Below are 26,709 nucleotides of genomic sequence, written 5' to 3'. Positions count from 1 at the left end.
CTCCTCCACGAAAGGAGAATGAAGCCATGAAAAAATCCATTCGATTAATTGGAGCAATGGTACTGGCAGGTGTTTTTTCATTATCTGGTTGTTCAGAAAAAGCCCGTGAAAACAGCGAGAGCCAGAGTTCAGAGGCGACACTTCCAATATCTAATGAAGCTGAAGTAATTGCGAAAAGCTTACAAATACCCTGGAGCATCCAAAAGGATGGAGAGACTTTTTACATCAGTGAAAGAACAGGGACAATAGCGGTTATTCAAAGTGGTACAGTACATAAAGAACAGGTGAGTTTTCAAAAGAAGCTATCCGCAAACCCTGAAGCAGGATTTTTAGGGCTAGTATTGTCTTCGGATTTCTCTAATACAGGTAGAGCATTTGGTTACTATACCTATGACGAGGACGGAAGGGCATGGAATCGAGTTGTTGAATTGACTCGGTCGGGCCAACAGTGGCATGAGGGGGAAATATTACTGGATCGGATACCGAGTGGCCAATTTCATCATGGCGGTAGATTGAAAATTGGCACGGATGGGTTGCTATATGTGACGACCGGGGATGCTCACGAGGATGAGAACGCACAGAATTTACATTCATTAGGTGGAAAGATTTTAAGAATGAACTTGGATGGGAGCGTTCCAAGGGATAATCCATTCGAAGGTTCTTATGTGTTTAGTTATGGCCATCGCAACCCACAGGGGCTTGCATGGAGTGAAACAGGTGATTTGTATGAGAGTGAGCACGGTCCCTCGGGCCACGATGAGTTGAATAAGATTGAGCCAGGGCAAAATTACGGATGGCCTCAGATTATTGGAGACGAAACGAAGCCAGGGAAGGTCAATCCCCTTATCCATGCAGGGAATAACACGTGGGCACCTTCTGGAATAGCCTACTACAAAGGTCATGTAATTGTTGCCACTTTACGAGGAGAAGCTGTGAAAATCTATAACCTAAAAAGCGGCGAAATGAAGGATTTATACAAGGGAGTAGGGCGTGTGAGAGATGTATACGTTGAGGGTGACACGCTTTACTTCGTAACAAACAATACCGATGGACGAGGCGTTCCTGCTAAAGATGACGACAAATTATATAAAATGGACCTAACCAAGATAGAATGATAAAACAAACACCCCCTGGCTTTTATCCAAATTACAAGCCAGGGGGTGTGTTGTTATTGATCCGTTTTTGGACGTAACCCATTCATCAAGAAGTAGATGGTAGCATCATCATCCCGTTCTTCGTCAGACTGAAATTCAGGGAAAAAGATAAAGTGAGAAATGAGATAGCCTCCAATGACAGAAAGAACAAATCGAATAATGTTAGGGGAAGGTAGATCCACTATTTCCCCTTTTTCTTTGTAATGGTCAATCAGTGCTTCTACCCTTGAGTAAATTTTCTTCGCCACATGCTCCATGAAAGGTTCTTTCAATTCTGGATGGAATGGAATTTCTTGAAAGAAAATTTTAAAGACTGCTATATTTTTCTTTAAAAATTCTCGGCGGTTTTTTAACATAGCCCTTAAAAAATCCTCAGGAGATTCATATTTTTCATCAAGAACCTTGAATATATCTTGAATAATGAACGGGGCCAAAAGCTTAGCCATAGATGGTGCCACAATGGAGATTAACAAATCTTTTTTCGTTTTGTAATGTCTAAAAATCGTTCCTTCTGCAACTCCAGCTTTTTTGGCTATTTCATTCGTCGAAGTGGCGGCATACCCTTTTTCTGCAAACATTTCAATGGCAGCTTCTAGGATTTTTCGTTGCTTATCCGTTAAGTTTTCTCCTTGGTCATTCAACAATAACTGTTCCAAAGACTCCTGATTAGTCATGCATAACTCCCTTTTTCGAAAAGCGAAAGCGACCCGCTGGGCGCTGGCCTACAAAAACGCCACGTCCTCATGTTTTGTCGGCACTAGCACGTCCTGTGCGTCGAAGCTAGACACTGTTCTACTTTCAAAAATCTATATTTATTCAAGTACTACTTATATTTTACGATATTTTCGTAAAGCTAACACGTTTAGTATCATGAATGCTAAGCAAAATCCAAGTAAGATATAAAGATTCTGTGAGATTTCTTCAAATCCATACCCTCTAACCATGACGTCACGTAATGCATCCGCTCCATAATAAAGGGGAGTAAGTGGCCCAATCCAACTGACCCAACTTGAAATCGTATCTAAATTAAACAAACCCGAGAAAAACACTTGTGGAACAATGACAATTGGGATGAATTGTATCATTTGCAGTTCTGTTTGTGCGAAAGCAGATAGCAGGATTCCTAATGTCAATGCTGTAAACGCAAGCAATAAGATTATTAACATGACAAAGAAAAAGGAACCTTCCATCAGCATATCCAAAACATAAATCGTGTAAGAAGCAATAATCGCAGATTGAATGATGGTGAATATTCCGAAGCCAGCAACATAACCTACAACAACTTCCCATAGCTTCAAAGGGCTAGTCATTAACCGTTCCAAAGTTCCACCCGTTCTCTCTCGTAAAAAAGAAACCCCGGCAATCAAGAATACAAAAAAGAAAACGAAAAAGCCGAGCAAAACTGGTCCCAAATAATCAAATTGGGCAATATCAGAAGAGCCATGTAAAAACTTCGTTTCTATTGTAGTAGCTGGTTGAGGCTGTAGCCCCTTGAAGGCAGTAGACAACCACTTTTGGACTGATCCATTGACTATTGGATCGCTTCCTTCTAAATGTAGCGTGAATTTTTGATTGTCAAAAACTAAATAAGCATCCAGCTTCTGTTCACCTAATAATTTTTCTGCCTGATTTTTCGAGATGGTTTCGGTATCGGCATCGGATAAATCTATTTTATCCAAAACTTGATCTGGCACGTTTACGAATCCGATTTTAGGTTCATAGTCATCACCGTTAAATACAAGCGAAAGTAATGACAAAACAAGGATTGGGGCAAATATCATTAGACCAATCGTTCTTTTATCATGTTTGAATTGCCTTAGAATACGAATGATTAACGCACTAATTCGCATGGACGGCACCTCCGAATCTTAGGAAAGCTTCTTCAATACTAGATGCATTCGCTTGTTGCTTTAATTCATTTGGAGAGCCAAGTGCAATAAGGTTTCCATCACGCAACAAGCCTAGACGGTCACATTTTTCCGCTTCATCCATGACGTGCGTCGTGACAATGATGGTCGTTCCTTCTTCTTTTAAGTTATGGAATTGCTGCCAGATGGATTGACGTAATACAGGGTCAATTCCTACTGTAGGTTCATCCAAGATTAATAGAGCAGGTTTGTGAATAAGGGAAGCGGCAAGGGACAATCTTCGCTTCATGCCACCTGAAAAGGCTGAAACGCTCTTTTTTTGATGTTCTTGAAGGTTAACAATTTCTAACACTTCTTCAATTCGACGCTTTTTTTCTTTCCCTTTCAATCCAAATAGAGATGAAAAGAAATCCATATTTTCATAGGCGGTTAACTCTGGATATAAGGCATCCGATTGTGCCATATAACCAATTTGATGGATCAATCGTTGGGAAGGAAGCTTTTCAGGACCAATGAAAATCTCTCCTGAGGTAGCTTTTTCTAGATTCACAAGCATTTTCACTAATGTTGTTTTTCCTGCTCCAGATGGACCTAACAATCCAAATATTTCACCCCGTTCCACACCCAGTGTGATGTTAGAAAGGATGGCATGCTTCCCATATGACTTGGAGACATTGCTCATATTAATAAAAGACGAACTCATATTTATCACTCCTTTACAAAGAAGTGAGTAATCACTCACTTTCTAATTTTAGTATGCGGCATCTGATTATTTTTGTAAAGTGAGTAATCACTCACAAATTTCGACAAAGCTTGAAAAGGAGTATAACCGTAGAGAAAAAAGGTTTTTCCGCTGAATGTTTCGGAAAAACCTTTTCAATTACTCAAAGAATGTCATGTGAGTTTTTTCATCACGGTAGTAGTCAAGTCGATCTTGAAGGGTACCGGTGTGAAATTCAAATTTGTGTCCATCAGGGTCGGTAAAGTAAATGGATTGTTTATCCCTTTTGTCCCGAATCCGGCCATCTAAAATATTTACTCCCAACTTTATTAAATAGTTGTGAGCCTTATCCAAATCCTCAGGGTAAATCGTAAATGCGAGGTGGGTATATGAATCATGTATCTCTTTTCTAGGAATCTCTTTTTCTTCATTTAATGCCAACCAAATTCCATTCAAATCAAAATATGCAGTGGTTCTACCTTTGACTAGAAGTCTGGCACCTAGAGCATTCTTATAAAAACCTATAGATTGATCTAAGTTTGAGACGGAAAAAAGCAAGTGGTTAATTCCTTTTATTTGAAAATCCATGGCATCCTCCATTAATAATAAAAATATTCAAAAAAATAGGTATAAAAAAAGGAGGGCTGGTAAAACTTATACCATGATGAGCTTTCCATAGTATCCCCCCTTTGATCCACCCGTCTTGAATGGGTGGATTTTTTTGTTTTTGATTTCGAAGGTGGAAAATTTTAATATGATAATAATTTTGCAGTTTTGATAAAATGTGAGGGCATTTTGATAATATCTGCCCGTTTTTGATAATAAAAGTGGCTATTTGGTAATATGTGAAACAGACTCTCTTCTAAAGTATGAATTAGAGCAGGATTTTTCACTCTAGATGTTTAATTTAATAAGCATTCTAGAAAGGAGCTGCTAAATGATAATAAAAAAGCGTGAAATCCCCATATCTATACCGAAAATGCAGGCTTTACTTCGCCGAATACCTCCGGACCATCCGAAAATTCCTCTCATTCAAGAAAACCTATTAAAATACTTGAGTGATTATTCTGTTCTAGAACGCTTTCAAATTTCAAAGAAAGAACTTGTTACGGGGGTACATTGTTCTATCTGTAATAAAATCCCGTTATTGAGGATACATGGATATTGGTATTGTACAATGTGTAATCAAAAATATTTAGATGCACATAAGGAATCTATAAAGGATTACAGTTATTTATGGAGTTCGACAATTACCAGTAAACAACTAAAACATTTCCTTCATATCTCATGCTCTTCGCTTGCTACCCGCATTCTCAAAACCATGAACCTCCCTTTGACAGGGAGCAAAAAAGGTACTGTATACGACCTATCCAGCTTGAGACAGTAAAAAGACCCGTAAAAAACGGGCCTCATACGTTTTATTTCATAATCCAGAATCTTTCATTATGAAGCCAAGCTAATAAATCAGGATCTCTATTTAACAGCTTTTCGGTCCATGCTGCGGTCATTAATTGTGTTTGAGAACGGTGAGAGCGAACTGTGTTTACTTTGATGTCTTCAACATCTCCCACGTTATGAATCACATGGGGTTCTCCCAATTCTTCTAGAGTATTATGCGCAAATGCTACTCCATAAAGCTTCGGTCTATCCTCTTCAACCATGTTTTTGATTGCTCGGACGACAGCTCTTCCAGTCGCTTCGTGATCAGGGTGTACACTATACCCTGGATAGAATGTAATGACAAGGGAAGGATGGACTTCGCGTATTAATGCGAGCATACTTTCCGCTAATTCCTCTTCATCTTCAAATTCAAGCGTTTTATCTCTGTAGCCAAGCATTCTTAAATCAGTGATACCCATAACCTTTGCGGCATCTAGAAGTTCAGTTCGGCGAATTTCTGGAAGCGACTCTCTCGTTGCAAAGGGAGGATTTCCAAGGTTACGGCCCATTTGACCAAGTGTTAAACAGGCATAAGTTACAGGTGTTCCTGCTTTTATATAGGAAGCAATAGTTCCCGACACCCCAAATGCTTCATCATCTGGATGGGGAAATATGACGAGTACATGCTTTTCTTTTTCCATTGTATCCACTCCTTCCTTACTCAAATGGTGTTTCGCTAATTTGTAAGGCAACTGCTAGCTTTCCTTCAGCATCAAGCCCTGCAAGCAACAGTCTCCCTTTTTCATCGATTTCAAAGTGATTAAGCCCTTCAGCATAAACCCAACCAATAGAAAGCTTCAAACCGACTCGATAAGGGTCTTCACCTAAAATCTTTCCGTGTTCATATTGCACAAGGGCATTTCGGATATAGGCACCTGCAGAGTAGGTACCACCGCCGAAGTGGGAGGCATAAGCACCATTTGTAGTTTCTAAATGGACGTATACATCCTTCTTCTGGAGTTCATTAATTTTATATTGCACTTCTGATACGACAATCGGTTTCAAGCTCGCTCCTCCTTTGGAAAAAGGCACAATTTTCTCTATGTACTATCTTACTAAAAACGGAATTAGAATGCGAAAAGATGGTCTTAAAAACTTTTAATTATTTTTGGGATAAGAAGGGGGATTTTGTTAGCAAGTAGAATAGTTACCTTAGAATATGCAAATGAATTACAGGAGGGCAAGCAATGAGTCAAGTTTGTGTAATCGGGATCTATGTTCCTGATATTCAGAAGGCCATTCATTTTTACACTACTGTTTTAGGGTTTGAAATAAATAAACAATATGGGCCAAAAATTGTAACACTCGTTCACGGAGACTTGCCAATAGTTTTAGAGGAATCGGAAAAATCCTCATATAAATCTGAAAGCATTTTTCGGGAGTGGTGTTAGGGTTAAAAACAGAAGACATTGAGCATAAGGTCAAAATGTTAAAAGAACATGAGGTTAACTTCATTGTAGACCAGCCAACAGACTGCCCTCCAGGAAAGTTCATCAGCTTTCGAGATCCATTCGGAAATGTCTTAGAGTATCTGCAGTTTAATTAATCATTAGACAAGTATAATCGAACTATAGAACCTATATTAAACCGAAAAACTCGTCCAAAATGGACGAGTTTTTGATTTGTTATCTAATCTTATTCATTACGACCTGCGCCATACAGTTTGTAAGCACCATGCATGGTCGGTCCAACATACTCATTTAGCTTCCATGAGTGGCGGATGGCTTCCGTGATGAACTGTTTTGCAACTTCTACAGCTTCACGAACGTTTTTGCCCTTTGCCAATTCAGCTGTAATGGCTGCAGCAAATGTACACCCTGCACCATGAGTGTAAGGAGTATCAATTAATTCATTTTTAATTAACTCAAATTCCTGTCCGTCATAAAAGACATCGATGGCTTTGTCTGTTCCTTGAAGCTTACTACCACCTTTTATGATGACATATTTAACGCCTAAAGCTTGGATTTTTTCTGCTGCTTCTTTCATTTGGTCGATTGACTTGATTGGCCCCATGCCTGCAAGTTGGGAGGCTTCAAAAAGGTTAGGGGTAGTAATCGTACCTAATGGAAGTAACGTTTCACGGTAAGCTACAGTATGTTCTGGAAAAAGGACTTCATCCTCTCCTTTACAAACCATAACAGGATCGATAACTACATTTTGAAGGTTATTTTCTTTGATTTTGCGAGCAGCAAGCTCAATGATTTCTACAGATCCGAGCATTCCCGTTTTTAATGCGTCTACTCCAACGGAAATAATCGTTTCAAGCTGTGCTTCGACAGTATCGACAGCTTGTGGGAATACTTGATGGTGCCAATGGTTTTTAGGATCCATGGATACGATAGTCGTAAGAGCTGTCATTCCGTACACACCAAGTTCCTGGAAGGTCTTTAAGTCAGCTTGGATACCTGCTCCTCCACTGGAATCGGAACCTGCGATTGTAAGTGCCTTTTTCATAGTCATATGTAACCCTCCTAAAAAGTTAATGGATAAATACACTAGTAAAATATATCACACTGGTATAGGGATACACCAAATCTGCCTACTGGACAAAACTCTGTGGTTTCTTCATGCTGTAATTATCTAACATTTAAAGAAAAGGCTGTTTACGTAAATATTGTTGATTTTTTAGAGTAATTTACAATCTGAGTTGATTGTAGCGGAGGGCACTTGACTCCTGCGGGATAAAGAGGGAAGTGGGAGACATCACAGGCTGTAAGCCGAGGAGGTTCCCATCCCTCCCCGCGGAAAGCAAGTGACTGGAGAGGAAATCAACGGACAAACTTTATAGGTGTAAAACAACATTCATGCGAAAAGAGCCAAAGAAAAGACAATTATCTGGCGGAAATTCTTGTAGAATGGGAATAGATAAGGCCCCAATTGCCATAAATGAAATTTTTGAAAAAATGATGATTGAATAAAATAACATCTCCCACAGAAAGAAGGGATAGATATGCTATTTGAAATAACTGAGCAACCAATTGATATTCAAAAAGTAGTGGATAAAGTAGTTCAAAGGGAAGCAGGGGCCATTACAACCTTCATTGGAACTGTCCGTGAATTGACGCATGGGAAGAAGACTCTATTTTTGATTTATGAAGCGTATGCTTCCATGGCAGCCAAAAAGCTGGAGCAAATTGGACAGGAAATCAAAGAACGCTGGCCAGGGGCGATGGTGGCCATTTCTCATAGGGTAGGAAGGTTAGAAATTACGGATATTGCTGTCGTCATTGCCGTATCGACCCCTCATCGAGCAGAGTCTTATGAAGCGAATCGGTACGCGATTGAACGGATTAAAGAAATCGTCCCTATTTGGAAAAAGGAACAGTGGGAGGACGGAGCAGAGTGGATTGGCAATCAGCTTGAGACGAAGTCCTATCCAGAGGGAAAGCCGGGAGAGGAGGATTTGAATGATTAGGATATTGTTTTTTGCCCACTTGAAAGAGGCTGTTGGGCTTGCTGAAATGGAATGGCTTGGTGAAGGAAATAGTTTAGAAGAATTGAAAAAACATCTACATAGAGAACTAGGGTTAGAGGGTTTAGCTTCAGTCATGACTGCTGTAAATGAAGAGTTCGCAGATGATGAAACCATGTTGAAGGCTGGAGATGTAGTTGCTTTCATACCACCAGTAAGTGGGGGCTAATAGTCATGGACGATCGATATTCCAGACAAATTCTTTTTTCAAAAATCGGCAGAGAAGGCCAAGGCCGATTAAAAAATAAGCATGTGCTTTTAGTAGGTGCTGGTGCTCTAGGATCTGCCAATGCTGAAATGTTAGTTCGAGCAGGGGTAGGGGAGATATCCATAGTCGACCGTGATTATGTGGAAGAAAGTAACCTACAACGGCAGCAGCTATATACAGAACAAGATGTTCTGAACAGATTGCCGAAAGCGGAAGCGGCAAGAAAACACCTTCTCGAGATTAATAGAGAAGCAAAAATCACACCATATATCATGGATGGGGATGCCGTTTCACTAGAATCACTAGTGAAAAGTGTAGATTTAATTATCGATGCCACCGATAATTTTGAAACTAGAATGATACTAAATGACTTGTCTCAAAAGTGGGAAGTTCCGTGGATTTATGGAGCCTGTGTGGGTAGCGTTGGAATGACGTTTACCATCATACCGGGTGTGACTCCTTGCTTGCATTGTATGTTGAATACAATTCCTGTTCAAGGAATGACATGTGATACTGGTGGAATCATAGGCCCGGCTGTTCAAATGGTTGTGGCCCACCAGACATCTGAAGCTCTCAAACTACTAGTTGGTGATATCGAATCTGTTCGCAACACGTTTGTGAGCTTTGATTTATGGAATAACCATTTTCATCATGTAAAAGTATCTAAGGTCAAAAAAGCAAGCTGTCTTTCTTGTGGAGAGCATCCAGAATATCCATTCCTGAAAGGCGAAAATACAACTAAAACCACCATACTCTGTGGAAGAGAAACCATCCAAATTCGTCCTCCCCAAAGCCTTCATCTAGATTTGCAGAAGCTAAAGGAAAGTGCGCTTCAGATGGGTGCAAGGGCAAAGGCTAATCCTTTTCTGGTATCCATCGAATTTGAAAATCATCAAAGAATGGTCGTTTTTCCAGATGGTCGTGCATTAATCCATGGCACAAAGAACATGGTTCACGCAAAAGCTCTCTACCAAAAGATGATGGGATAACAGATAAAAAAGGTGCCAATTCGGCACCTTTTTCTAAAATTTATATTCCAGTCGTATGTCCATTCATCGCATCGCCATTTGTAGCAACGACTACCACTTTACCGTAATCTAATTCCTTTTCATACTTCTCAGCCTCTGCTTGAGATAGACCAAGAGATGTCATTTTTGTGCGTAGCTCATCTCCACGGGAGCGGAATAGGTTTCCAACTGAGTCGAACAAACCTTGTTCTTTCATACCTACATTCTCTGTATTTGTTAAATCTGTTAAATGTTCAGAACGACTTTTGTCATGAGTGAAGACATAAATATTTTCCTTTGTGTGACCCGAAGCTGTTAATTGCTCAACCTTTTCTTTTGCTTGTACTCCATTTTCTACTACATAAACTGAGCTCATTCTGGTTTCCTCCTTGAATGTTTAATCGTTTTCATTGTGGTGATTTAACTTCAATAGGTAAATGTGTGTACTAGCTTCTCAGCTATGTTCTATATATACCTCGTATGGCCACGATGAAACTTCATTTTAGTTGGTATTTTATAGAAATACTCTAGCTTCTATTAATCCTCTTATAAAAAACTGGCCCAAGTACATTAATATGTCTCAAATCGGAAGGTTTTTTGGATGATATACGCGATATACTTTAGGAATGGGAGCTTATCCTGGTATTCTTTATAGTCTAGCGTGTAAATTCCATCCTTGTTTTCCCATATTCTGTGGAAGTAATCATCGACCTCCCTGGATAAATCAGAAGTAGGGGGCGCAATTATTTTGACGTCTGCTTCAAGATTAAAGTCATCTAAGTTTCGGCTTGTATAGTTCGCCGATCCGCCAATAATTACACTAACGTTTGGTTTTTTAATATAAAGCAGCTTGGAATGGAACTGCTCTTTATCTGTTTTATACCAGCGTATCTTCATATTTTCTTCTCCCACCTCTTCTAGTTCAGCAGCTACAGGGAGGTTGGGTAACCCAATTTTTTCACTGCCGAACGCGTTTTGGTTTGGATCTAAGACCATATTCACCTGAACACCACGTCTTGCAGCTCCAGTTATGGCATTAATCACCTTTCTATCAGCGAGATAAAACATCCCAACCCAAATTTCGTCGCCGTTTTTTGTTGCCTTGAGCTCCTGCACGACATGTTTTGTGATTTTTCCCTCTGTAAGGAATTGGGCTTTGATTGTACCCTTTTCGCGATATGGTTGTTTTAATTCGGGAAATGGGTTAGGTCCATTTGAAAATTCACCTACCGCTTCCTCCGCATCTACTATGTCTTGAATAATGTTGCCTTTCAATTGAAAGGCAATGTTTGAATGATTTCCACTAGCGTCGTGAGGATTTGCTGAAGAAACAATAGCTGTCTTTTCTGTAGCCAGGACCTTACGATGATTGGCCTTTATGTTTAACAATTTAAGGTACGAACGTACCGTAACATCAGGAGCATTCTCGGCTAACGGATTTTCCACCCATCCAGCTCCTGATTCTCCAAACCACTTTATGAAGGTTCTCCAAACTCCTGAATACAATGGATTGGGATCTCTTAACCGATCAAGGTTGGTAATTACTACTTTTACTCCGTGATCCTCCATCTTTTCCAATTCCTTCGCAGGATGGGAACCATATGTGGTATTGATTTCATCCGTAATAAAGATAACTTCTAATTCTGGATGTTTTTCTTTTTGTTGGATGATTTTTTCCGTCATCTTTCCACTGATTCTTGGGAAATCTGCTTCTTTATCGTAATACCCGTTGAAAAGAAACATATCGACGATTAAAAACTCTTCTGCATCTTCAATCGCATTGTAAATGGCATCAAAGATTTTCCGTTCATGTTTGACCGCGCCATCGTGGGTTTGATACGTTAAATCATATAAAAACGTAACATCATCTAGCCTATGAATATCTCCTTCCGAGGAAACACCTTTAGGCAGGGGTTTTTTGTTGTGATAAAGCATGACAATTAAAACAATCGCAAATAGGAATAAGGGAAGTATATATCTTTTTTTCTTATACCAAGTCTTTTTCTCTTTCGTCATGGTTTGTCCATCCTTTAATATGAATTAATCTATTAAACTTCTTTATCCAATACTAGGGAAGGATTAAACCAATAAGGTTAAGTCGTTCGCATTGAAAGTCATTTAACAATTACGAAAAATTTCATTAACGGAGTGGAAGTACACATTGAAACAAATCCTTCATAATGATTGGAATCTATTATTAAACGATGAATTTTCAAAAGATTATTATGTGAAATTAAGCGAGTTTTTGAAACAAGAATATGCCTCTGCCACAATATATCCAGCTTCAGGTGACATTTTCAACGCCTTGCAGGCTACTCCTTATGATGAAGTGAAAGCCGTTATACTAGGGCAGGATCCCTATCATGGAAAAGGGCAAGCGCATGGCATGAGCTTTTCAGTGCAACCACAAGTTGCCATTCCACCTTCACTGAAAAATATTTACAAAGAGCTACATGATGATCTTGGGTGTCCTATTCCGAACCATGGATATTTAAAAAAATGGGCAGAACAAGGGGTTCTCCTATTAAATACAGTTTTGACCGTTAGAGAGGGACAAGCGCATTCTCACAAAGGGATGGGATGGGAGATTTTTACCGACCGAATAATTTCAGTCCTGAATGAACGAGAGAAGCCTGTGATTTTCATCTTATGGGGCAGTCCTGCCTATTCAAAGTCTAAGCTCATTGACCAAAAAAGGCATTATATTGTTTCTTCGCCGCATCCAAGCCCTTTATCCGCTTATCGAGGATTTATTGGCAGTAAACCTTTTTCAAAAACAAATCAAATTTTAAGGGGAATGGGTGAAGAAGAGATAGATTGGTACATTCCGAATCTATAATAAATTCGACAATGTTTCACATGAAACATTACATTTCGACATCTATTATTCAAACTTCTTCTCCGTTCTTGCCATTAACTTCATGTAGAATATAGAGGGTGGAGGGGAATCTGTTGGACCAAAAAAGGATTAATTGCTTAAAGTGCAAACACTACTATGTAACGTGGGATCCGAAATTCCCTAAAGGATGCAAGGCCTTCCAATTTAAGACGGCTACACTTCCTTCCTTAACGGTTTACCAATCATCAAGGCAGCCTTGTATGAGGTATGAAGCGAAGTAAAAAAGGAAGGGTACTCAGGGTTATGGACTTATGGATTTAACATGAACTTTTACTAAATGTCCTCGCGCTTACCCGTTGAGGCGGTTAATACTAGCCCAGATCCAAGGGGGAAATTACAAGACTGTGATGTATTGCTTGTGTTTGAGGGCAATACCATTAGTATTGATTAACCCGATTGTGATACAATACGGTCTATTATGGGTTCATTGATAACACAAGGGCTTTTTAGAGAGGTGTAGAGAGTATGGATGTTTCATATAAACAAGTCTTACATAAAATAGAAGAACTTTTAGAAAGAGCGAAGTCTGCCCAAACGATTGATGAAAGCAAAGGGTATGTGGTTGCCATTCAATCGATGTGTGAGCTGTTGACAAATCAAACTTCTGAAGTACCTTCATCAAAGTCTTCGGTCAATTTTAATGTACCTGCTGTCATGAGTCCTTCCATCTCATCTCGTCCAAGCGGAATACAAGAAAAGACAGTAAGGATGGAAGATGCGAATGGAGATTCTTTATTCGACTTCTAGTATGCTTTAATTAGAAATTTTAAAAAAAGGTGGAGAACAAGTGTGAAAGTATTTCTAATAATCGGAGCAATCAATGCGTTTTTAGCGGTAGCTCTAGGGGCTTTTGGAGCACACGGATTAGAAGGTAAGCTAACAGAAAAATATATGAAAATTTGGGAAAAGGCCGTGACGTACCAAATGTTCCACGCGACTGGTTTGTTAGTCATAGGGCTACTTTCAGGGAAATTGCCAAATGTATCCTTGGTGAATTGGGCTGGTTGGCTAATGTTTATCGGGATTATCCTCTTCTCTGGAAGCCTGTATGTATTAAGTGTAACTCCAATTAAAGTTCTTGGTGCGATCACACCCCTTGGTGGCTTGTCCTTTTTGGCTGCATGGGTACTAATGATGATTGCGGTCTATAAATATTTGTAAAAAGCAAAATCCTTGCCGATTTCTATCGGCAAGGATTTTTATTTGTTATCTAGGTGAGTAATGTGCCAATTGTGGACGCGCCCCGTTATAAGGGTACTCATACTCGATTTCTTCATCAAACGTAATATAATCCAGGTAAACCATTGGAAGCAAGTAACGCATCCCTGTTTGAGGATCACTAATGATGATATGGTCACGGCCGGCAGCTTCAATGATTCCCTTGAAAATTTTTGCATTCCACTCCTTATTGTTTTCAAAAGTCATATAGATAGTAGCTAGCTTGCCTTTATTCAAGCGGAGGATGTTTTCGATATATGATTCCTCAACAGGCAGCATTCCCTGAGGACCAGTTGTAGGCGCACTTTGTGGCTGTGAAACTGGTGGCATGCCTCCTTGAGGTGGCGTGTATTGGTTCTGTGTAGGCTGCTGTTGGTAATACATAGGTTGTTGCTGACGAGGATCTGGAACTGCTCCATAAATAGGTTGCCCGGAATTATATCCATAGTTAATGTATGGATTCGTATTGTTTTGGCTCATTTTCAAACCTCCATATTCACAATTTTTTACCTGATTTTCCTGTTCTCCGCCTCAAACTAAAGGCATGGATAAGGAGTGATTTGAAGCTTGAACAAAATTTTCACTATTTAATATGTATGATGGGTTTTGCGTTTTATTCCAAGCTAGAACATGAAAAAAGCCTCCAAAATTCTGGAGGCTTTTCAGGTAACATTTAATTATTGAACATGTAAAAATGAGAATATTTTGTCTTCATTTAGTAGGTTACCTACAAAGAAAGTACCGAATTCTCCATAGCGTGCGCTAACTTCATCAAAACGCATTTCATAAACAAGCTTTTTGAATTGAAGCACATCGTCTGAGAATAGAGTTACGCCCCATTCGTAGTCATCAAACCCAACAGAACCTGTAATGATTTGCTTTACTTTGCCTGCATACTGGCGGCCGATCATCCCATGAGAACGCATCATTTTACGACGCTCATCCATCGGAAGCATGTACCAGTTATCGTTTCCTTGACGGCGCTTGTCCATTGGATAGAAGCAAACATGTTTTGCCTTTGGAAGGGTTGGGTATAGACGTGCACGAATTTCAGGGTTTTCGTAAGGATTTTCACCAGCTGGTAAATAGTTGCTCAGTTCAACAACAGACACATAAGAATGAGCTGGAACTGTATATTCAGCTAGCTTGGATTTGTTGAATTCTGTCTCAATTTCATTTAATTCTTCCATTGTAGGACGTACGAACATCATCATGAAATCTGCTTTTTGTCCAACAATAGTATAAAGGGCATGACTGCCTTCTTTATTAGATTGAGTTTTATTCCATTTCTCGACTAGACCAAGAAATTCTGAAATGATTCCATGGCGCTCATCGCTAGAAAGCATTTTCCAAGTTGTCCAATCGATTGTACGGAAGTCATGAAGGCAATACCAGCCATCAAGAGTTTGTGCTGCTTCACTCATTGCTATCACTCCTATAATTCTTCTATGTACAATTTTTACTATAACACAGTTAATCCAAAATGCAGGAAGAGAAACACCCTAATTCTGTTAGTTTTAAGGAAAAATGCACTAATATTTACAGAATGGACAAATTTACAGGAATTATTCTCAACATTCGATTGACCATTGATTGAAACGAAGGTTTATTCCACCGTTAATAGGAGAAAATTGAATAGGATGGACAAGGATTTTTCAGAAAAAAAGAACATTTAAGATGAAAGCGATAACACTTTCCTCTTACATAGAATTTTTTTCAAACAAAGAGTAGACTAAATACGAATGAGTGTAGGGAGGCTATTATAGTGAGTGATTTATTTACTGTTTTAAAAGAAAAAGTATCAGGGCATCCTTTGAAAATTGTTTTCCCTGAAGGAACTGATGAGAGAATTTTAAAGGCTGCTGGAAGGCTTGCTCAAGAAAAATTAGTGACTCCTATTTTAATTGGGGATATAGAAAAAATTCAGCAACTTGCAAAAGATTATAATATCTCTTTGGAAAATGCTGAAATCTACGACCCTCATAATTTTATAATGATGGATGAATTGGTTGCTTCCTTTATTGAACGCAGAAAAGGAAAAGTATCTGAAGAGGATGCTCGTAAAATTTTATTGGACGAGAATTATTTCGGAACAATGTTAGTACATTCGAACAAGGCAGACGGACTAGTGAGCGGTGCTGCCCATTCGACGGCAGATACAGTTCGTCCAGCTTTGCAAATCATTAAGACGAAAGATGGCGTAAAAAAAACATCTGGTGTATTCATCATGGTCCGTGGTGATGAAAAATATGTATTTGCAGATTGTGCCATCAATATTTCCCCTGATAGCCAAGACCTTGCTGAAATTGCCATCGAAAGTGCAAGAACGGCTAAGATGTTTGGCATAGAACCGAGAGTGGCAATGTTGAGCTTTTCGACTAAAGGATCTGCAAAATCGCCTGAAACTAATAAAGTAATGGAAGCCGTGGCTACTGCCAAGCTTCGTGATCCAATGTTGGTCTTGGATGGAGAATTTCAGTTTGATGCTGCTTTTGTCCCATCAGTGGCTGCAAAAAAAGCTCCAGATTCTCCATTGCAAGGGGATGCAAACGTATTTATCTTCCCTAGCCTAGAGGCAGGGAACATTGGCTATAAAATTGCCCAACGATTAGGGAATTTTGAAGCGGTTGGACCAATCCTACAAGGGTTGAATCGACCTGTAAACGATCTATCTCGTGGATGTAATGAGGAAGATGTATACAAATTGTCATTAATAACTGCAGCACAGGCATTACAGCAATAAGCTAAAAAAGAAAGCACTTGAATTGGAGTGCTTTCTTTTTTATGGAAAAGGGTGTTGGCGGATTTAATTCGATAATGAAAAGTAGTTTTTGTTATACTATTGAATGATGAAAGTGAAATTCATTTTTTAAAAATGGTTTTCCGTAATTAAGGAGATAAATTATGCAAGAAAGCATGTCTTTATTGATACAGCCTACATGGCGTATTATAGATCAAACTTCGATGGGGCCATATTTTTCAGCCCTTCAATCATTTGCGATGGACGATACCCTCTGTCATTCGGTTGGAACAGGGCAGTCTCCTGCGGTAGCTAGGGCATGGGTTCATCATGATACCGTCGTTCTAGGTATTCAGGATACGAAGCTCCCTTATTTACAAGAGGGGATACAGTACCTACAAGAAGAAGGCTTCAGGACGATTGTTAGGAATTCTGGAGGATTGGCGGTTGTCCTTGATGAAGGCGTACTAAATCTTTCTCTTATTTTTCCCGAAAAGGACAATAAAATAGATATTAATATGGGCTATGATACAATGTGGCATCTAGTCCGAAAAATGCTCGAGCCTTACGAGGTGAATGTGGAAGCGAGGGAGATCGTCGGATCTTATTGCCCTGGAAGCTACGATTTAAGTATCGGTGGTAAGAAATTCGCCGGCATTTCACAGCGACGCATCCGCAATGGAGTGGCGGTCCAAATTTATCTTTGTGTGACAGGCAGTGGTTCCGAAAGAGCACGATATATACAGACTTTCTATCAAAAAGCTAAACAATCTGCCGAGACTAAATTCCAGTTTCCTATTATACTTCCTGAAGTAATGGCATCTTTGCAAGAATTAGTAGATAAGGAGCTTACTGTTCAAACGTGTATGTTTAAGCTGTTGACTCTCCTGCAGAAGCATAGTCAAGAACTGCGATCCACACAGCTACTTGAATATGAAGCTGATCTATATGAAGGTTATCTTCAACGAATTGAAGAGAGAAATGAAAAAATGCAAAGGGGGTGACTCATGACATGAGCCACCCTCTTCGATTATTTATAACGAGATTGCTGCCAACCTTTTCTCCAAAAGATATATATCTATATATAGTCTTGAATGTGTCTTTTTACTCTGCTAACTTTTCTAAATTACCGTTACGGTCCATTTTGAATTTTGTAGCAGGACGCTCGTCTTCTTCAAGGAGGACAAGCTTTCTGGCACGGTTCATGATTTTCATCAATGTTTCATAATCTTCTTGAATGGTTTCTGAATTTTGTTCTAGGCTTGAAAGCTTTTTCTCCATCTCTTGATTTCGTTGTTTCAAATCTTTTATTTCTAGCTTTAATCTCTCGTTCTCTGATTTTAGTACTTCTGTCGTTAATTGATTGGACTGAAGACTTTGTAAGTACGTAATAACAGCATCAAGATTCATTGAATTGCTAGAATACGTTTGAATTGGTTTTTTAAGAGTGTAAGAAGTTGGAACAGAGAGTTCTTGTCTGCTTTCCACCTCAACAGTATCTTCTTCGATGAAATTAAGGCTTATTAGTTCAGTTGGTTCTGTCATTAATCCAACTTCCATAGCTGTAGTTGGTGTGGAAGGATTATATAATAATTTTTTCTTTCCACCTTGCTCTTTACCTAGCATTCTTTGACGTTGCTTTCTTTGCTTTTTAGCCAATTGAAGTGCCTTCTCGTAGTTATGGCGTACAACTGCATTCCATCTGAAACCACAAGCAGCAGATGTACGATTGAGCTTATCGCCAACCTCTTCAAAAGCATTTAACTGCGTGCTTCCTTCTCGTACATGCCTTAATACGGTTTCTGCCAATAATAAATCATCTTCTTCGTTCCATGCATCTTGACGGATCTTCATGAAATTCATCCTTTCTTCGCCTGCCTCACTGAATCTATAATTATGGGAGAAATCATTTTGATGTTATATAAAATGCTTTTCTCCTTCTCTAGTCATCATTCTGAACAAAAACCTAGAGTTTTATACAAAGATTCATAGCAAGAAAAAGAAACTGTTAAAGTTTGCTCCTTGAAATTCATTTACAGAAAATGTACAATACGCTTTAGCGCTAAAAAGTTCGTAAAGTAAAACAGTAGAAAGGATGAGTGGTCACAGAATGGCAAATGAGTTTCGTATTTGCGATGATTGCCAAGCGACTAACATCAAAACGCTTGTACCACGTCTGAAAAAACTGGATCCTGATGCTGCCATTGATATTGGCTGCCAATCCTACTGTGGTCCAGGAAGAAAAAAGTCATTCGCATTTGTAAATAATCGTCCTGTTTCAGCTCCTAATGAGGACGAGCTAATGGATAAAGTCCGAACTAAAATTAAGTAATTCATTATATATAGAAAATGAGAAAATCATCTTGCACAGTATGTGAGGATGATTTTTCTTTTTGAGCGGAAAGCAAGTGCCTCTCGCTGCAAACAACGGATAAACTTTATAGGCTAAAAAGATATACACTACTTTGATTTCAAAAGATTAAATGTGTTCTATATAAATTTTTCAATTTTCAAATTTTAACCATTCACTAGCTTAATTTTTATGAAATTAAAAGCTATAATGAAAAGATGAAGATTACGTTTAAGTAGGTGGCCTATGGGATATTCAAATGAAAAGCTAGACGAAGAAAAAGTATTTAAAGATCCTGTGCACCGGTATGTCCATGTAAGGGATAAAGTAATTTGGGATTTGATTGGTACGAAAGAATTCCAGCGATTAAGACGGATTCGTCAGCTTGGCACAACATATTTGACTTTTCACGGTGCCGAACACAGTAGGTTGAATCATTCTCTTGGTGTCTATGAAATAGTTAGAAGAATCATTGATGATGTATTTTCGGGAAGGGAAGAATGGAATGAAGATCAACGACTTCTCGTCCTTTGTGCTGCATTACTTCATGATTTAGGGCATGGTCCTTTTTCTCATTCGTTCGAGAAGGTATTCGATCTAGATCATGAGGATTTTACAAAACAAATTATTTTAGGAGATACAGAGGTTCATCAAGTACTGAAAAAAGTAGAACCTAATTTTCCTAAAAAAGTTGCTGAAGTGATTGCTAAAACATATGAAGATAAATTGGTTGTAAGTTTAATATCGAGTCAAATCGATGCTGATCGGATGGATTATTTACAGCGAGACGCATATTTTACTGGAGTAAGCTATGGTCAATTCGATATGGAGCGGATCTTACGTGTTATGAGGCCTAGGGAAGACCTCGTAGTGATTAAGAGCAGTGGGATGCATGCGATAGAGGATTACATCATGAGCCGTTATCAAATGTATTGGCAAGTTTACTTCCACCCTGTCTCAAGAAGCGCGGAAGTCATATTGAAAAAAATCCTCCATCGTGCAAAACATCTCTATAACACTGGTTACACCTTCAACCAAGAACCCATCCATTTTTATTCTCTGTTTAAAGGGAAGGTTAGTCTAACGGACTATTTAAAATTGGATGAAGGAATCATGCAGTTTTATTTCCAACAATGGGAAGAAGAAAGCGATTCTATTCTAAGCGATTTATGCAATCGCTTTGTGAACCGTAACCTATTTAAATATGCAGAATATCAACCTTCTAGTGAAGGGATGACGAAGCTGATTGAGTTGACAAAACTATTTAAAAAAGCCGGGATTGATCCGGAGTATTACTTAGTGGTAGACTCCTCATCTGATCTTCCATATGATTTTTATCGACCAGGGGAAGAGGAAGAAAGGTTGCCGATCCATTTGTTGAAGGCAAACGGAGAAATCAGGGAGTTATCACGAGAATCGGAAATCGTTGATGCCATTTCAGGTAAGAGAAGGACGGATCATAAGCTGTATTATCCTTTGGATTTACTATTGGACGAATCGACGAAGAAGAACGTGAAGAGGCAAATTCGAGAATTACTCGGGATTAATTAATACCTGAAGAATAAAAACAATCTGTCATTATATTTTTGTAGGAGTGAAGTTCTTTGTTTAAGGACCATGCGAAAATTATTCATGCCATAGCGTCTGTTGGGGAAATTTCAGGACGCAAGAAGCTGCAAAAAATGATCTATATTTCTAAAAAAATAGCTTTCCCTTTCCAAGAAAAGTTCCAATTTCACTTTTTTGGTCCCTATTCCGAAGAATTAACATTAAGGATAGAAGAGCTATGCAACCTGGGCTATCTTAATGAATCCAAGGAAAAGAAGAATGGTTATCATCAATACTGCTATTCGATTACTGAATCAGGCCAGGAATTTTTAAATCTGCATTCTTTAGATTTAACCAATATACGTGAATGTTTACTAGATATGAATGAACAGAATGCTAGATTCCTTGAATTAGTATCCACCGTTTTATATTTTGATGAATTAAAACGCGATGAAGTAGAAGAGAAAATCTTTACGTTGAAAAGTAAACAGAAGTATACACACGAGGAAATAGAAGAAGCATATCGATACATTGAAAGTTTGAAAGAGAAGGCTAGACTACAATGATGTAGTCTAGCCTTCGTGGTAATGGAAATAAGTTTCACTAAAAGGACCTAGAGTGTCTAGACCGTATGGTTTTACTTACGTTTATTCTTTGTCGCTTAGTCGTTGACCGCCAACGGCATAATGGTTTTTAGACATTTCTTCAATGAATACAACGATATTCTCTTTTGGCGCTCCAGAAGTTTCAGAAACAGCCTCCGTTACTTTTTGTACGAGTGCTTTCTTTTGTTCTTCTGTACGACCTTCTAGCATTTTTACAGTTACATAGGGCATGTAATTTCCCTCCTCCTATCAATAATGCTTAAAGTGTTTCATAATTGAAGGGAGAAATCAAGAATGTGGGACATAGGAAAATGACATAATGTCCGGTTTGTTGATAAAATGGGAATAGAAATTAAGGTATAATGAGGATAGTTAATATTTGGAGGAATGACTTTGGATACACTAGAAAGAATGTTAAATGGGTTTTTGGTATATTCATTAGAAGAATTACCTTATGTAATCATAGCTCTATTGGTCGCTTTTACGATACATGAATTCGCGCACGCGTATGTAGCTTATAAATTTGGAGACCCGACTGCAAAAAATCAAGGCCGTCTTACTCTGAATCCTAAAGAACATCTCGATCCTTTAGGTACCATTTTAATTTTGATTTTTGGATTTGGGTGGGCACGTCCTGTCCCAGTGAACCGTTCTTACTTTAAAAACCCACGATTAGCAGGGGTGTTAGTATCTGTCGCTGGTCCATTGAGCAACTTATTTATTGCGATGCTATCCTTTATCATCTGGTACGGATTGCAGTCGTTCGGTATTGGTGGGGAATCTGAATTTCTTCAAAATCTCTTAAATATGATGATTAGTTTAAACTTATTGTTATTCGTCTTTAATTTGTTGCCGTTTCCACCTTTGGATGGATATCGTATCCTAGAGGATTTGGCTCCTGACCATTTAAGGGCAAAGATGACCCAATTTGAGCAATATGGGTCTCTTATTTTCTTAGTACTAGTGATTACTCCGTTAGATCGCTACACCATACAGCCTATTTTTAACGTTGTAATTCCTAAATTGAGCCATACTTTAAATCAGTTTTTCTCGGGTCTATTTTTATAAAAAGCACTTTAATAGACTGTGTTAAAGTCCATTATTGATTTTTAGCAGTTTGTTGATTGGAGTGGAAGGCGCTTGACTCCTGGGGGATTAGCGTTATAGGGGAGACCCCGCAGGAGCGCTAGCGACGAGGAGGCTCGGCGAACGCCCCCCGGAAAGCAAGCTCCTGGAACGGAAATCAACGTCTCCATTGTAAAACAGCAACATAGTTTACGAATACAGCCTTATAAAAAGTATAGGAAGGAAGGGTTAATCGATATGGAAGAAAAACCAAAGAAAAAGATAGAATTTAATATCATTAAAAATGATCCAACATCAGGTCATGGTGGATATGGGACGGGAGCATTGAGCTTAGATAATATTTCTCCAGTAATCATCGATGTGGTCGAGGGTGACGCCATGGTGGATGTTGGAGCCATGCACGCAAGAAGCGCAGTCGAAAAGGGAATCAAATTTTTACCGAACAAAGAGGATGTCCCGAATGGAAAGCCATACTGGCTGGTTTGGGTGGCGATTGAACGCAATCCACAAGGACCTTATTATGCGGGAGTAACTGCTTGTGAAATGACGGTAGACCGTGAAATTAGAAGAGGCTATAAATCACTTCCTGATCATGTGAACAAAATGGATAAAGCCATGAAGAGAAAAATCATGGTAGATCATATCGATGCCAGTTCCAAAAACATCTTGATGGAGTTCTTGAAGAAGCACGATTTAGGCATGTGGGAACGATCTTCCGATGAGTTAAAACAACAGTTACACGTACAAGGATAATACAGGATCGAAAAGGTCTGAAAATTTGTCGAAACTGTGACATTTTTTGAAAAAAAAACATAGTACTTGTCGAATAACGATAAAATAAGTAAACTTATTTACAGCGTGCACACGCTACGAAACTAAGACACGAAAAACCTCGAGACAGCGGAAACTGTCTCGAGGTTTTTCATTTCTATACAACTTTTCTCTGTTTTAATTCCAAAATAGCTTATACCAAGGTTTTTTCTTTTTTTCTTTTGGTGCTGGTTCATTTTTAATCGGTTCAACATGGTTATGATCCATACAAAACTCCGTTGGCTCAGAGCCCTTCACATAATAGGTTAGCCGTGAAATTGGGCAGTCTGATGTAGCTAGTTTCCCGTTCATAGGATTCACATAAGTGCCAACGACATTCTTGGTTGGTTTAAACGTTTTAAGTGCTGTTCCTTTAAGGCTTTTTTCCATAAAATCAGCCCATATTTGCTTCGCATAAAGTTTTTCTGCAGGTTTCTCAATATATTGTGAATGATCATAGCCTGTCCAAACACCAGCTACTAATTGAGGCGTATAGCCAATCATCCAACTATCTGACTTAGTAGTTCCTGATTTACCGGCATATTGTCTTGTCAGTTTAGGAATGATGGTCGTTCCTGTTACAGTAGCGTAGCCATCCAGCCTTTTATCGAAGACACCAGTTAGCAAGGAGGTCATAACGAATGCCTGGTCAGGGTCCAATACTTGATGTTTTTCTTCTTCAGCTTCGAATAACACCTCTCCATGATAGTTTTCCACTCGTTTAATAAAAACAGGTTCTACCTTTTTTCCGTTATTGGCGATCATACTATAGGCATTGACCATTTCAATGACACGAACACCAGATGTCCCTAAAGCGAGTGATGGGAGGTTCTTCATTTTTGATTTTATGCCAAAGGTTTTGGCTGCATTGATCAAAGCTTCCTCTCCCATAAATAAATGGGTTTTAACCGCATAGATGTTATCAGAGAGAGCAATTGCCTGTGCCATCGTAATTTCTCCATCCGCGTATTGGTGGTTGAAATTACGTGGAGCGTAAGAGGCTCTTCCGTCATCAAAGGTAAAAGTCGTTGCCTCACTCCTTAACGTTGTAGAAGGGGTGAAACCGTGCTCTAGAGCCGTGTAATATAATAATGGTTTAATAGTCGAACCAGGTTGACGAACAGCTTGTGTAGCACGATTAAATGGACTTTGATTATAGTCTTTTCCTCCGACCAAAGCCTTGACTTCACCGGTTTTAGGATCCATCGCTACAAGGGCCCCTTGAATTTCAGACGAATTTGAAATGATGGATTCAAAAGACTTCTCTGCTTGAGCCTGATATTCCAAATTAAGTGTGGTATATACCTTTAAACCACCCAATTCAATCGTTTTTTCATCCAATCCTAAATTATTTTTTAAAGCTAACTTCACAGCATCTTGAAAATAAGGAGCAACTTTTTCCTTAACAGTCACATGCTGTCCAGTCAATTTGATTTTTTCTTCAATCGCTTGTTCCATCTGCTTTTCGGAGATAATCCCTACTTCTTTTAGGGAACGAAGAACAATTTTTTGACGTGACTTGGCATGCTCCATAGACACGAAAGGTGAGTACCTAGAAGGACCTTTTGGAATTCCTGCTAACATGCTTGCTTCAGCAAGTGTTAAATCCTTGGCATCCTTGCCAAAATAATAAAGGCTGGCTGCTTGAACTCCGTAGGCACCATGTCCAAAATATATCGTATTTAAATATCCTTCGAGAATTTGTTCCTTCGAATAATTCATCTCAATTCGGATCGTGTACAGTGCTTCATTTATTTTCCTTTTCCATGTCTTATCATGCTCTAAGAAAAGGTTACGTGCGTATTGTTGTGTAATCGTGCTTGCACCTTGGACCTTGGCCATTGCCTTTATATCAGCAAGAACAGCCCCAGCGATCCTTCTTAAATCGAAGCCGCCATGGTCGTAAAATTTACGGTCCTCGACTGAAATGGCAGAGTCAATTAAATATGGAGAAATCTCATCAATCGTAACCCAATATCTTTTTTGACCACTATGTGACTCTCCAATTATGGATCCATCACTGCTGTAGTAAAGTGAAGACTGAGGAACAGCGAGTGGAGGAGCACCAAGGATTTTAGCGTATATAAGGATCGAACCGTATATGATGGAAGCAATAATGATTCCCATCAAAAGAATGATGATCCCTGCGCGTACGTATTTTGCGGATTTCTTAAATCTTTGACGAGCCATTACTTCCATTGTTTTCACCCCCAATTACAGACATCATCCTGAATGTGTATTAACCATTATGAAAAAACATCGGACATTTTAAACATGGGAGGGGAAACTTTCTTATGATTTTTGGAGGGAAAACGAGGTTTAGAGGCTATTGGTGAATGATTATAGAAGTTCAATTTTAAGAAACGCAAAATTTTTCTTGCATTTTTTTCGCATTGTTCTATACTTTTTTTTGTGCATAAAAAAGAATAGATTTAAAACACAAACCCGGTACACCTTTCCAAAGGGAATGGCTGGACCGAGTTTTTTTAAATGGCATGGTTTTTTTCGTTTTTTTGTTTTGATACAACCTAGTTAGGGGACGTTAATAGCATGTGGAAAAAATGCATACTCCCAACAGCGATAACACGGCAAGAATATGTGAATTAATCTATAAAATATTGAAATAAGAGAGGAAGCGATTACGATGGGACTTTGGTTTACTGAGAAACAAACTGAGAACTTCGGTATTACAATGAAGGTGAATCGCACTTTACATACAGAACAAACAGACTTCCAAAAGCTAGATATGGTTGAAACGGAAGAATGGGGAACAATGCTTCTGTTAGATGATATGGTTATGACTTCTGATAAGGACGAGTTTGTGTATCATGAAATGGTTGCACACGTTCCTTTATTCACACATCCAAATCCAGAGCATGTACTAGTAGTAGGTGGCGGAGACGGTGGCGTAATCCGTGAAGTATTAAAGCATCCAAGTGTAAAGAAAGCTACTTTAGTTGATATTGATGGCAAGGTAATCGAGTATTCTAAGAAATACCTTCCAGCGATTGCAGGTATGCTTGAAGATGAGCGTGTAGATGTACAAGTTGACGATGGCTTCTTGCATATCGCGACTGCAGAAAACAAATATGATGTAATCATGGTTGATTCTACAGAGCCAGTAGGCCCTGCAGTAAACTTATTCACTAAAGGTTTCTATGCTGGAATCTCAAAGGCATTAAAAGAAGATGGGATTTTTGTAGCTCAATCCGACAACCCTTGGTTCAAGGCTGATCTAATCCGCCAAGTACAAAAGGATGTTAAGGAAATCTTCCCAATCACTCGTTTATATATTGCAAACATCCCGACTTATCCAAGTGGAATGTGGTGCTTCACTCTAGGTTCCAAGAAGTACGATCCACTTGAAGTAAGTGAGGAGCGTTTCCACGAAATCGAAACAAAATATTATACAAAAGAACTTCACAAAGCTGCTTTTGTATTACCTAAATTTGTTGGTGACTTAACAAAATAATCAGATGCTTGACCGGAGCGGCTGAAATGACGCGAGAATGCTTTGTTTCAGCCGCTTTTTATAGCGACTAAAATACCTTTAATGTTTTTTACATACATATGAGGAGGAAAC

31 protein-coding genes are annotated in these 26,709 nt (G+C 38.9%); 17 read left to right on the top strand and 14 right to left on the bottom strand.

Translation table 11 applies throughout. The features are described 5' to 3' along the window. Positions 1–26 precede the first annotated feature (26 nt). On the top strand, positions 27–1,115 hold the full coding sequence (locus G3O09_RS02455) for a PQQ-dependent sugar dehydrogenase (RefSeq protein ID WP_163099656.1): 1,089 nt from the start codon (positions 27–29) through the stop codon (positions 1,113–1,115). Positions 1,116–1,168: 53 nt separating this feature from the next. Here G3O09_RS02455 and G3O09_RS02450 read toward each other — a convergent pair whose 3' ends face one another. From G3O09_RS02450 to G3O09_RS02425, 6 genes are all read right to left on the bottom strand, one after another. Beyond that, a complete protein-coding gene (locus G3O09_RS02450) occupies positions 1,169–1,828 on the bottom strand; it encodes a TetR/AcrR family transcriptional regulator (RefSeq protein ID WP_163099653.1) in 660 nt (219 codons plus the stop codon). A 153-nt stretch (positions 1,829–1,981) separates the two neighbouring features. Beyond that, positions 1,982–3,004, bottom strand: a complete 1,023-nt coding sequence (locus tag G3O09_RS02445) for an ABC transporter permease (RefSeq protein ID WP_163099650.1) — start codon at positions 3,002–3,004, stop codon at positions 1,982–1,984. Beyond that, entirely contained in the window at positions 2,994–3,725 is a 732-nt protein-coding gene (locus G3O09_RS02440) for an ABC transporter ATP-binding protein (protein ID WP_163099648.1), read from the bottom strand. Before G3O09_RS02440 ends, G3O09_RS02445 begins: the two co-directional genes overlap by 11 nt. A gap of 177 nt (positions 3,726–3,902) precedes the next feature. After that, positions 3,903–4,331: a metallothiol transferase FosB gene (gene fosB / locus G3O09_RS02435; RefSeq protein ID WP_240338302.1), complete on the bottom strand. Its 429-nt coding sequence runs from the start codon at positions 4,329–4,331 to the stop codon at positions 3,903–3,905. Positions 4,332–5,161: 830 nt separating this feature from the next. Beyond that, on the bottom strand, positions 5,162–5,824 hold the full coding sequence (bshB2, locus tag G3O09_RS02430) for a bacillithiol biosynthesis deacetylase BshB2 (RefSeq protein WP_163099643.1): 663 nt from the start codon (positions 5,822–5,824) through the stop codon (positions 5,162–5,164). A gap of 16 nt (positions 5,825–5,840) precedes the next feature. After that, a complete protein-coding gene (locus tag G3O09_RS02425; RefSeq protein ID WP_163099641.1) occupies positions 5,841–6,188 on the bottom strand; it encodes a YojF family protein in 348 nt (115 codons plus the stop codon). 182 nt (positions 6,189–6,370) lie between these two features. On the opposite strand from G3O09_RS02425, the gene G3O09_RS22695 reads away from it, so the two are divergent. Together G3O09_RS22695 and G3O09_RS22690 are read left to right on the top strand one after the other, a co-directional pair. Then, positions 6,371–6,574 (top strand): VOC family protein, encoded by a 204-nt coding sequence (locus G3O09_RS22695; RefSeq protein ID WP_275898290.1) that lies wholly within the window; start codon positions 6,371–6,373, stop codon positions 6,572–6,574. 35 nt (positions 6,575–6,609) lie between these two features. Then, positions 6,610–6,729 (top strand): VOC family protein, encoded by a 120-nt coding sequence (locus tag G3O09_RS22690; RefSeq protein ID WP_275898291.1) that lies wholly within the window; start codon positions 6,610–6,612, stop codon positions 6,727–6,729. An 89-nt stretch (positions 6,730–6,818) separates the two neighbouring features. Here the strand turns inward: G3O09_RS22690 and pdxK are convergent, their stop codons facing one another. Then, on the bottom strand, positions 6,819–7,643 hold the full coding sequence (gene pdxK / locus G3O09_RS02415; protein ID WP_163099639.1) for a pyridoxine/pyridoxal/pyridoxamine kinase: 825 nt from the start codon (positions 7,641–7,643) through the stop codon (positions 6,819–6,821). Positions 7,644–8,133: 490 nt separating this feature from the next. On the opposite strand from pdxK, the gene G3O09_RS02410 reads away from it, so the two are divergent. From G3O09_RS02410 to G3O09_RS02400, 3 genes are read left to right on the top strand one after another with little or no spacing between them, the layout of a single operon-like run. Further along, on the top strand, positions 8,134–8,598 hold the full coding sequence (locus tag G3O09_RS02410) for a molybdenum cofactor biosynthesis protein MoaE (RefSeq protein ID WP_163099638.1): 465 nt from the start codon (positions 8,134–8,136) through the stop codon (positions 8,596–8,598). After that, a complete protein-coding gene (moaD, locus tag G3O09_RS02405; protein WP_163099635.1) occupies positions 8,591–8,824 on the top strand; it encodes a molybdopterin converting factor subunit 1 in 234 nt (77 codons plus the stop codon). Before G3O09_RS02410 ends, moaD begins: the two co-directional genes overlap by 8 nt. Before the next feature lie 5 nt (positions 8,825–8,829). Next, entirely contained in the window at positions 8,830–9,852 is a 1,023-nt protein-coding gene (locus G3O09_RS02400; protein ID WP_163099633.1) for a ThiF family adenylyltransferase, read from the top strand. Between the two features lie 40 nt (positions 9,853–9,892). Here G3O09_RS02400 and G3O09_RS02395 read toward each other — a convergent pair whose 3' ends face one another. Together G3O09_RS02395 and G3O09_RS02390 are read right to left on the bottom strand one after the other, a co-directional pair. Continuing rightward, positions 9,893–10,246 (bottom strand): YflT domain-containing protein, encoded by a 354-nt coding sequence (locus G3O09_RS02395; RefSeq protein ID WP_163099631.1) that lies wholly within the window; start codon positions 10,244–10,246, stop codon positions 9,893–9,895. 194 nt (positions 10,247–10,440) lie between these two features. Next, positions 10,441–11,886 carry a phospholipase D family protein gene (locus G3O09_RS02390; RefSeq protein WP_163099628.1) on the bottom strand — a complete coding sequence of 482 codons (1,446 nt, stop codon included), beginning with the start codon at positions 11,884–11,886 and terminating at the stop codon, positions 10,441–10,443. A 145-nt stretch (positions 11,887–12,031) separates the two neighbouring features. On the opposite strand from G3O09_RS02390, the gene G3O09_RS02385 reads away from it, so the two are divergent. The 3 genes from G3O09_RS02385 to G3O09_RS02375 all read left to right on the top strand — a co-directional run bounded on the left by G3O09_RS02385 (position 12,032) and on the right by G3O09_RS02375 (position 13,930). Then, positions 12,032–12,709, top strand: coding sequence for a uracil-DNA glycosylase (locus G3O09_RS02385; RefSeq protein ID WP_163099627.1), 678 nt, complete (start codon positions 12,032–12,034; stop codon positions 12,707–12,709). 525 nt (positions 12,710–13,234) lie between these two features. Next, positions 13,235–13,516, top strand: a complete 282-nt coding sequence (locus tag G3O09_RS02380) for a YwdI family protein (protein WP_163099625.1) — start codon at positions 13,235–13,237, stop codon at positions 13,514–13,516. Between the two features lie 42 nt (positions 13,517–13,558). Further along, positions 13,559–13,930, top strand: coding sequence for a DUF423 domain-containing protein (locus G3O09_RS02375; protein WP_163099623.1), 372 nt, complete (start codon positions 13,559–13,561; stop codon positions 13,928–13,930). 45 nt (positions 13,931–13,975) lie between these two features. Here the strand turns inward: G3O09_RS02375 and gerQ are convergent, their stop codons facing one another. Both gerQ and hemQ read right to left on the bottom strand, forming a co-directional pair. Further along, positions 13,976–14,467 carry a spore coat protein GerQ gene (gene gerQ / locus G3O09_RS02370; RefSeq protein ID WP_163099622.1) on the bottom strand — a complete coding sequence of 164 codons (492 nt, stop codon included), beginning with the start codon at positions 14,465–14,467 and terminating at the stop codon, positions 13,976–13,978. A gap of 197 nt (positions 14,468–14,664) precedes the next feature. After that, positions 14,665–15,411: a hydrogen peroxide-dependent heme synthase gene (hemQ, locus tag G3O09_RS02365; protein WP_163099620.1), complete on the bottom strand. Its 747-nt coding sequence runs from the start codon at positions 15,409–15,411 to the stop codon at positions 14,665–14,667. A 341-nt stretch (positions 15,412–15,752) separates the two neighbouring features. Between hemQ and pta the strand changes: the two genes are divergently transcribed. Together pta and lipL are read left to right on the top strand one after the other, a co-directional pair. Further along, positions 15,753–16,730, top strand: coding sequence for a phosphate acetyltransferase (gene pta / locus G3O09_RS02360; RefSeq protein ID WP_163099618.1), 978 nt, complete (start codon positions 15,753–15,755; stop codon positions 16,728–16,730). Between the two features lie 161 nt (positions 16,731–16,891). Then, positions 16,892–17,731: an octanoyl-[GcvH]:protein N-octanoyltransferase gene (gene lipL / locus G3O09_RS02355; RefSeq protein ID WP_163099616.1), complete on the top strand. Its 840-nt coding sequence runs from the start codon at positions 16,892–16,894 to the stop codon at positions 17,729–17,731. Positions 17,732–17,831: 100 nt separating this feature from the next. Here the strand turns inward: lipL and G3O09_RS02350 are convergent, their stop codons facing one another. Beyond that, the gene (locus tag G3O09_RS02350) at positions 17,832–18,581 is read right to left on the bottom strand and encodes an RsfA family transcriptional regulator (protein ID WP_163099614.1); all 750 of its coding nucleotides are present in this window, start codon (positions 18,579–18,581) and stop codon (positions 17,832–17,834) included. Between the two features lie 256 nt (positions 18,582–18,837). On the opposite strand from G3O09_RS02350, the gene G3O09_RS02345 reads away from it, so the two are divergent. The 3 genes from G3O09_RS02345 to G3O09_RS02335 all read left to right on the top strand — a co-directional run bounded on the left by G3O09_RS02345 (position 18,838) and on the right by G3O09_RS02335 (position 21,191). After that, positions 18,838–19,059 carry a YuzB family protein gene (locus tag G3O09_RS02345; RefSeq protein ID WP_163099612.1) on the top strand — a complete coding sequence of 74 codons (222 nt, stop codon included), beginning with the start codon at positions 18,838–18,840 and terminating at the stop codon, positions 19,057–19,059. Positions 19,060–19,323: 264 nt separating this feature from the next. Further along, positions 19,324–20,628, top strand: coding sequence for an HD domain-containing protein (locus G3O09_RS02340; RefSeq protein WP_163099610.1), 1,305 nt, complete (start codon positions 19,324–19,326; stop codon positions 20,626–20,628). 53 nt (positions 20,629–20,681) lie between these two features. Then, complete coding sequence (locus G3O09_RS02335) at positions 20,682–21,191, top strand: YwgA family protein (protein ID WP_163099608.1); 510 nt, start codon at positions 20,682–20,684, stop codon at positions 21,189–21,191. Between the two features lie 81 nt (positions 21,192–21,272). On the opposite strand, the gene G3O09_RS02330 is transcribed toward G3O09_RS02335, so the two are convergent. Continuing rightward, positions 21,273–21,461 carry a 2-hydroxymuconate tautomerase gene (locus tag G3O09_RS02330; RefSeq protein WP_163099606.1) on the bottom strand — a complete coding sequence of 63 codons (189 nt, stop codon included), beginning with the start codon at positions 21,459–21,461 and terminating at the stop codon, positions 21,273–21,275. 180 nt (positions 21,462–21,641) lie between these two features. Here G3O09_RS02330 and G3O09_RS02325 point away from each other — a divergent pair, with 180 nt between their 5' ends. Both G3O09_RS02325 and G3O09_RS02320 read left to right on the top strand, forming a co-directional pair. Then, positions 21,642–22,298: a site-2 protease family protein gene (locus G3O09_RS02325; RefSeq protein ID WP_163099712.1), complete on the top strand. Its 657-nt coding sequence runs from the start codon at positions 21,642–21,644 to the stop codon at positions 22,296–22,298. Positions 22,299–22,553: 255 nt separating this feature from the next. Then, on the top strand, positions 22,554–23,069 hold the full coding sequence (locus G3O09_RS02320) for a YwhD family protein (RefSeq protein WP_163099605.1): 516 nt from the start codon (positions 22,554–22,556) through the stop codon (positions 23,067–23,069). A 195-nt stretch (positions 23,070–23,264) separates the two neighbouring features. On the opposite strand, the gene G3O09_RS02315 is transcribed toward G3O09_RS02320, so the two are convergent. After that, the gene (locus G3O09_RS02315) at positions 23,265–25,325 is read right to left on the bottom strand and encodes a transglycosylase domain-containing protein (protein WP_163099603.1); all 2,061 of its coding nucleotides are present in this window, start codon (positions 25,323–25,325) and stop codon (positions 23,265–23,267) included. Positions 25,326–25,770: 445 nt separating this feature from the next. On the opposite strand from G3O09_RS02315, the gene speE reads away from it, so the two are divergent. After that, positions 25,771–26,598: a spermidine synthase gene (gene speE / locus G3O09_RS02310; RefSeq protein ID WP_163099601.1), complete on the top strand. Its 828-nt coding sequence runs from the start codon at positions 25,771–25,773 to the stop codon at positions 26,596–26,598. Positions 26,599–26,709 lie beyond the last annotated feature (111 nt).

The organism is Peribacillus alkalitolerans, from assembly GCF_010882125.1.
Taxonomy (GTDB): Bacteria; Bacillota; Bacilli; order Bacillales; family DSM-1321; genus Bacillus_BN; species Bacillus_BN alkalitolerans.
The sequence above is the reverse complement of the archived record's forward strand: the minus strand, read 5'-3'. Positions and strand labels throughout refer to the sequence as shown.

Excerpts from the sequence above, each read along its gene's own strand:
- G3O09_RS02455 (WP_163099656.1), top strand. The coding sequence starts at position 27 with ATGAAAAAATCCATTCGATTAATTGGAGCAATGGTACTGGCAGGTGTT.
- G3O09_RS02450 (WP_163099653.1), bottom strand. The coding sequence starts at position 1,828 with ATGACTAATCAGGAGTCTTTGGAACAGTTATTGTTGAATGACCAAGGA.
- G3O09_RS02445 (WP_163099650.1), bottom strand. The coding sequence starts at position 3,004 with ATGCGAATTAGTGCGTTAATCATTCGTATTCTAAGGCAATTCAAACAT.
- G3O09_RS02440 (WP_163099648.1), bottom strand. The coding sequence starts at position 3,725 with ATGAGTTCGTCTTTTATTAATATGAGCAATGTCTCCAAGTCATATGGG.
- fosB (WP_240338302.1), bottom strand. The coding sequence starts at position 4,331 with ATGGATTTTCAAATAAAAGGAATTAACCACTTGCTTTTTTCCGTCTCA.
- bshB2 (WP_163099643.1), bottom strand. The coding sequence starts at position 5,824 with ATGGAAAAAGAAAAGCATGTACTCGTCATATTTCCCCATCCAGATGAT.
- G3O09_RS22695 (WP_275898290.1), top strand. The coding sequence starts at position 6,371 with ATGAGTCAAGTTTGTGTAATCGGGATCTATGTTCCTGATATTCAGAAG.
- G3O09_RS22690 (WP_275898291.1), top strand. The coding sequence starts at position 6,610 with ATGTTAAAAGAACATGAGGTTAACTTCATTGTAGACCAGCCAACAGAC.
- pdxK (WP_163099639.1), bottom strand. The coding sequence starts at position 7,643 with ATGACTATGAAAAAGGCACTTACAATCGCAGGTTCCGATTCCAGTGGA.
- G3O09_RS02410 (WP_163099638.1), top strand. The coding sequence starts at position 8,134 with ATGCTATTTGAAATAACTGAGCAACCAATTGATATTCAAAAAGTAGTG.
- moaD (WP_163099635.1), top strand. The coding sequence starts at position 8,591 with ATGATTAGGATATTGTTTTTTGCCCACTTGAAAGAGGCTGTTGGGCTT.
- G3O09_RS02400 (WP_163099633.1), top strand. The coding sequence starts at position 8,830 with ATGGACGATCGATATTCCAGACAAATTCTTTTTTCAAAAATCGGCAGA.
- G3O09_RS02395 (WP_163099631.1), bottom strand. The coding sequence starts at position 10,246 with ATGAGCTCAGTTTATGTAGTAGAAAATGGAGTACAAGCAAAAGAAAAG.
- G3O09_RS02390 (WP_163099628.1), bottom strand. The coding sequence starts at position 11,886 with ATGACGAAAGAGAAAAAGACTTGGTATAAGAAAAAAAGATATATACTT.
- G3O09_RS02380 (WP_163099625.1), top strand. The coding sequence starts at position 13,235 with ATGGATGTTTCATATAAACAAGTCTTACATAAAATAGAAGAACTTTTA.
- gerQ (WP_163099622.1), bottom strand. The coding sequence starts at position 14,467 with ATGAGCCAAAACAATACGAATCCATACATTAACTATGGATATAATTCC.
- hemQ (WP_163099620.1), bottom strand. The coding sequence starts at position 15,411 with ATGAGTGAAGCAGCACAAACTCTTGATGGCTGGTATTGCCTTCATGAC.
- lipL (WP_163099616.1), top strand. The coding sequence starts at position 16,892 with ATGCAAGAAAGCATGTCTTTATTGATACAGCCTACATGGCGTATTATA.
- G3O09_RS02350 (WP_163099614.1), bottom strand. The coding sequence starts at position 18,581 with ATGAAGATCCGTCAAGATGCATGGAACGAAGAAGATGATTTATTATTG.
- G3O09_RS02345 (WP_163099612.1), top strand. The coding sequence starts at position 18,838 with ATGGCAAATGAGTTTCGTATTTGCGATGATTGCCAAGCGACTAACATC.
- G3O09_RS02340 (WP_163099610.1), top strand. The coding sequence starts at position 19,324 with ATGGGATATTCAAATGAAAAGCTAGACGAAGAAAAAGTATTTAAAGAT.
- G3O09_RS02330 (WP_163099606.1), bottom strand. The coding sequence starts at position 21,461 with ATGCCCTATGTAACTGTAAAAATGCTAGAAGGTCGTACAGAAGAACAA.
- G3O09_RS02325 (WP_163099712.1), top strand. The coding sequence starts at position 21,642 with ATGTTAAATGGGTTTTTGGTATATTCATTAGAAGAATTACCTTATGTA.
- G3O09_RS02320 (WP_163099605.1), top strand. The coding sequence starts at position 22,554 with ATGGAAGAAAAACCAAAGAAAAAGATAGAATTTAATATCATTAAAAAT.
- G3O09_RS02315 (WP_163099603.1), bottom strand. The coding sequence starts at position 25,325 with ATGGAAGTAATGGCTCGTCAAAGATTTAAGAAATCCGCAAAATACGTA.
- speE (WP_163099601.1), top strand. The coding sequence starts at position 25,771 with ATGGGACTTTGGTTTACTGAGAAACAAACTGAGAACTTCGGTATTACA.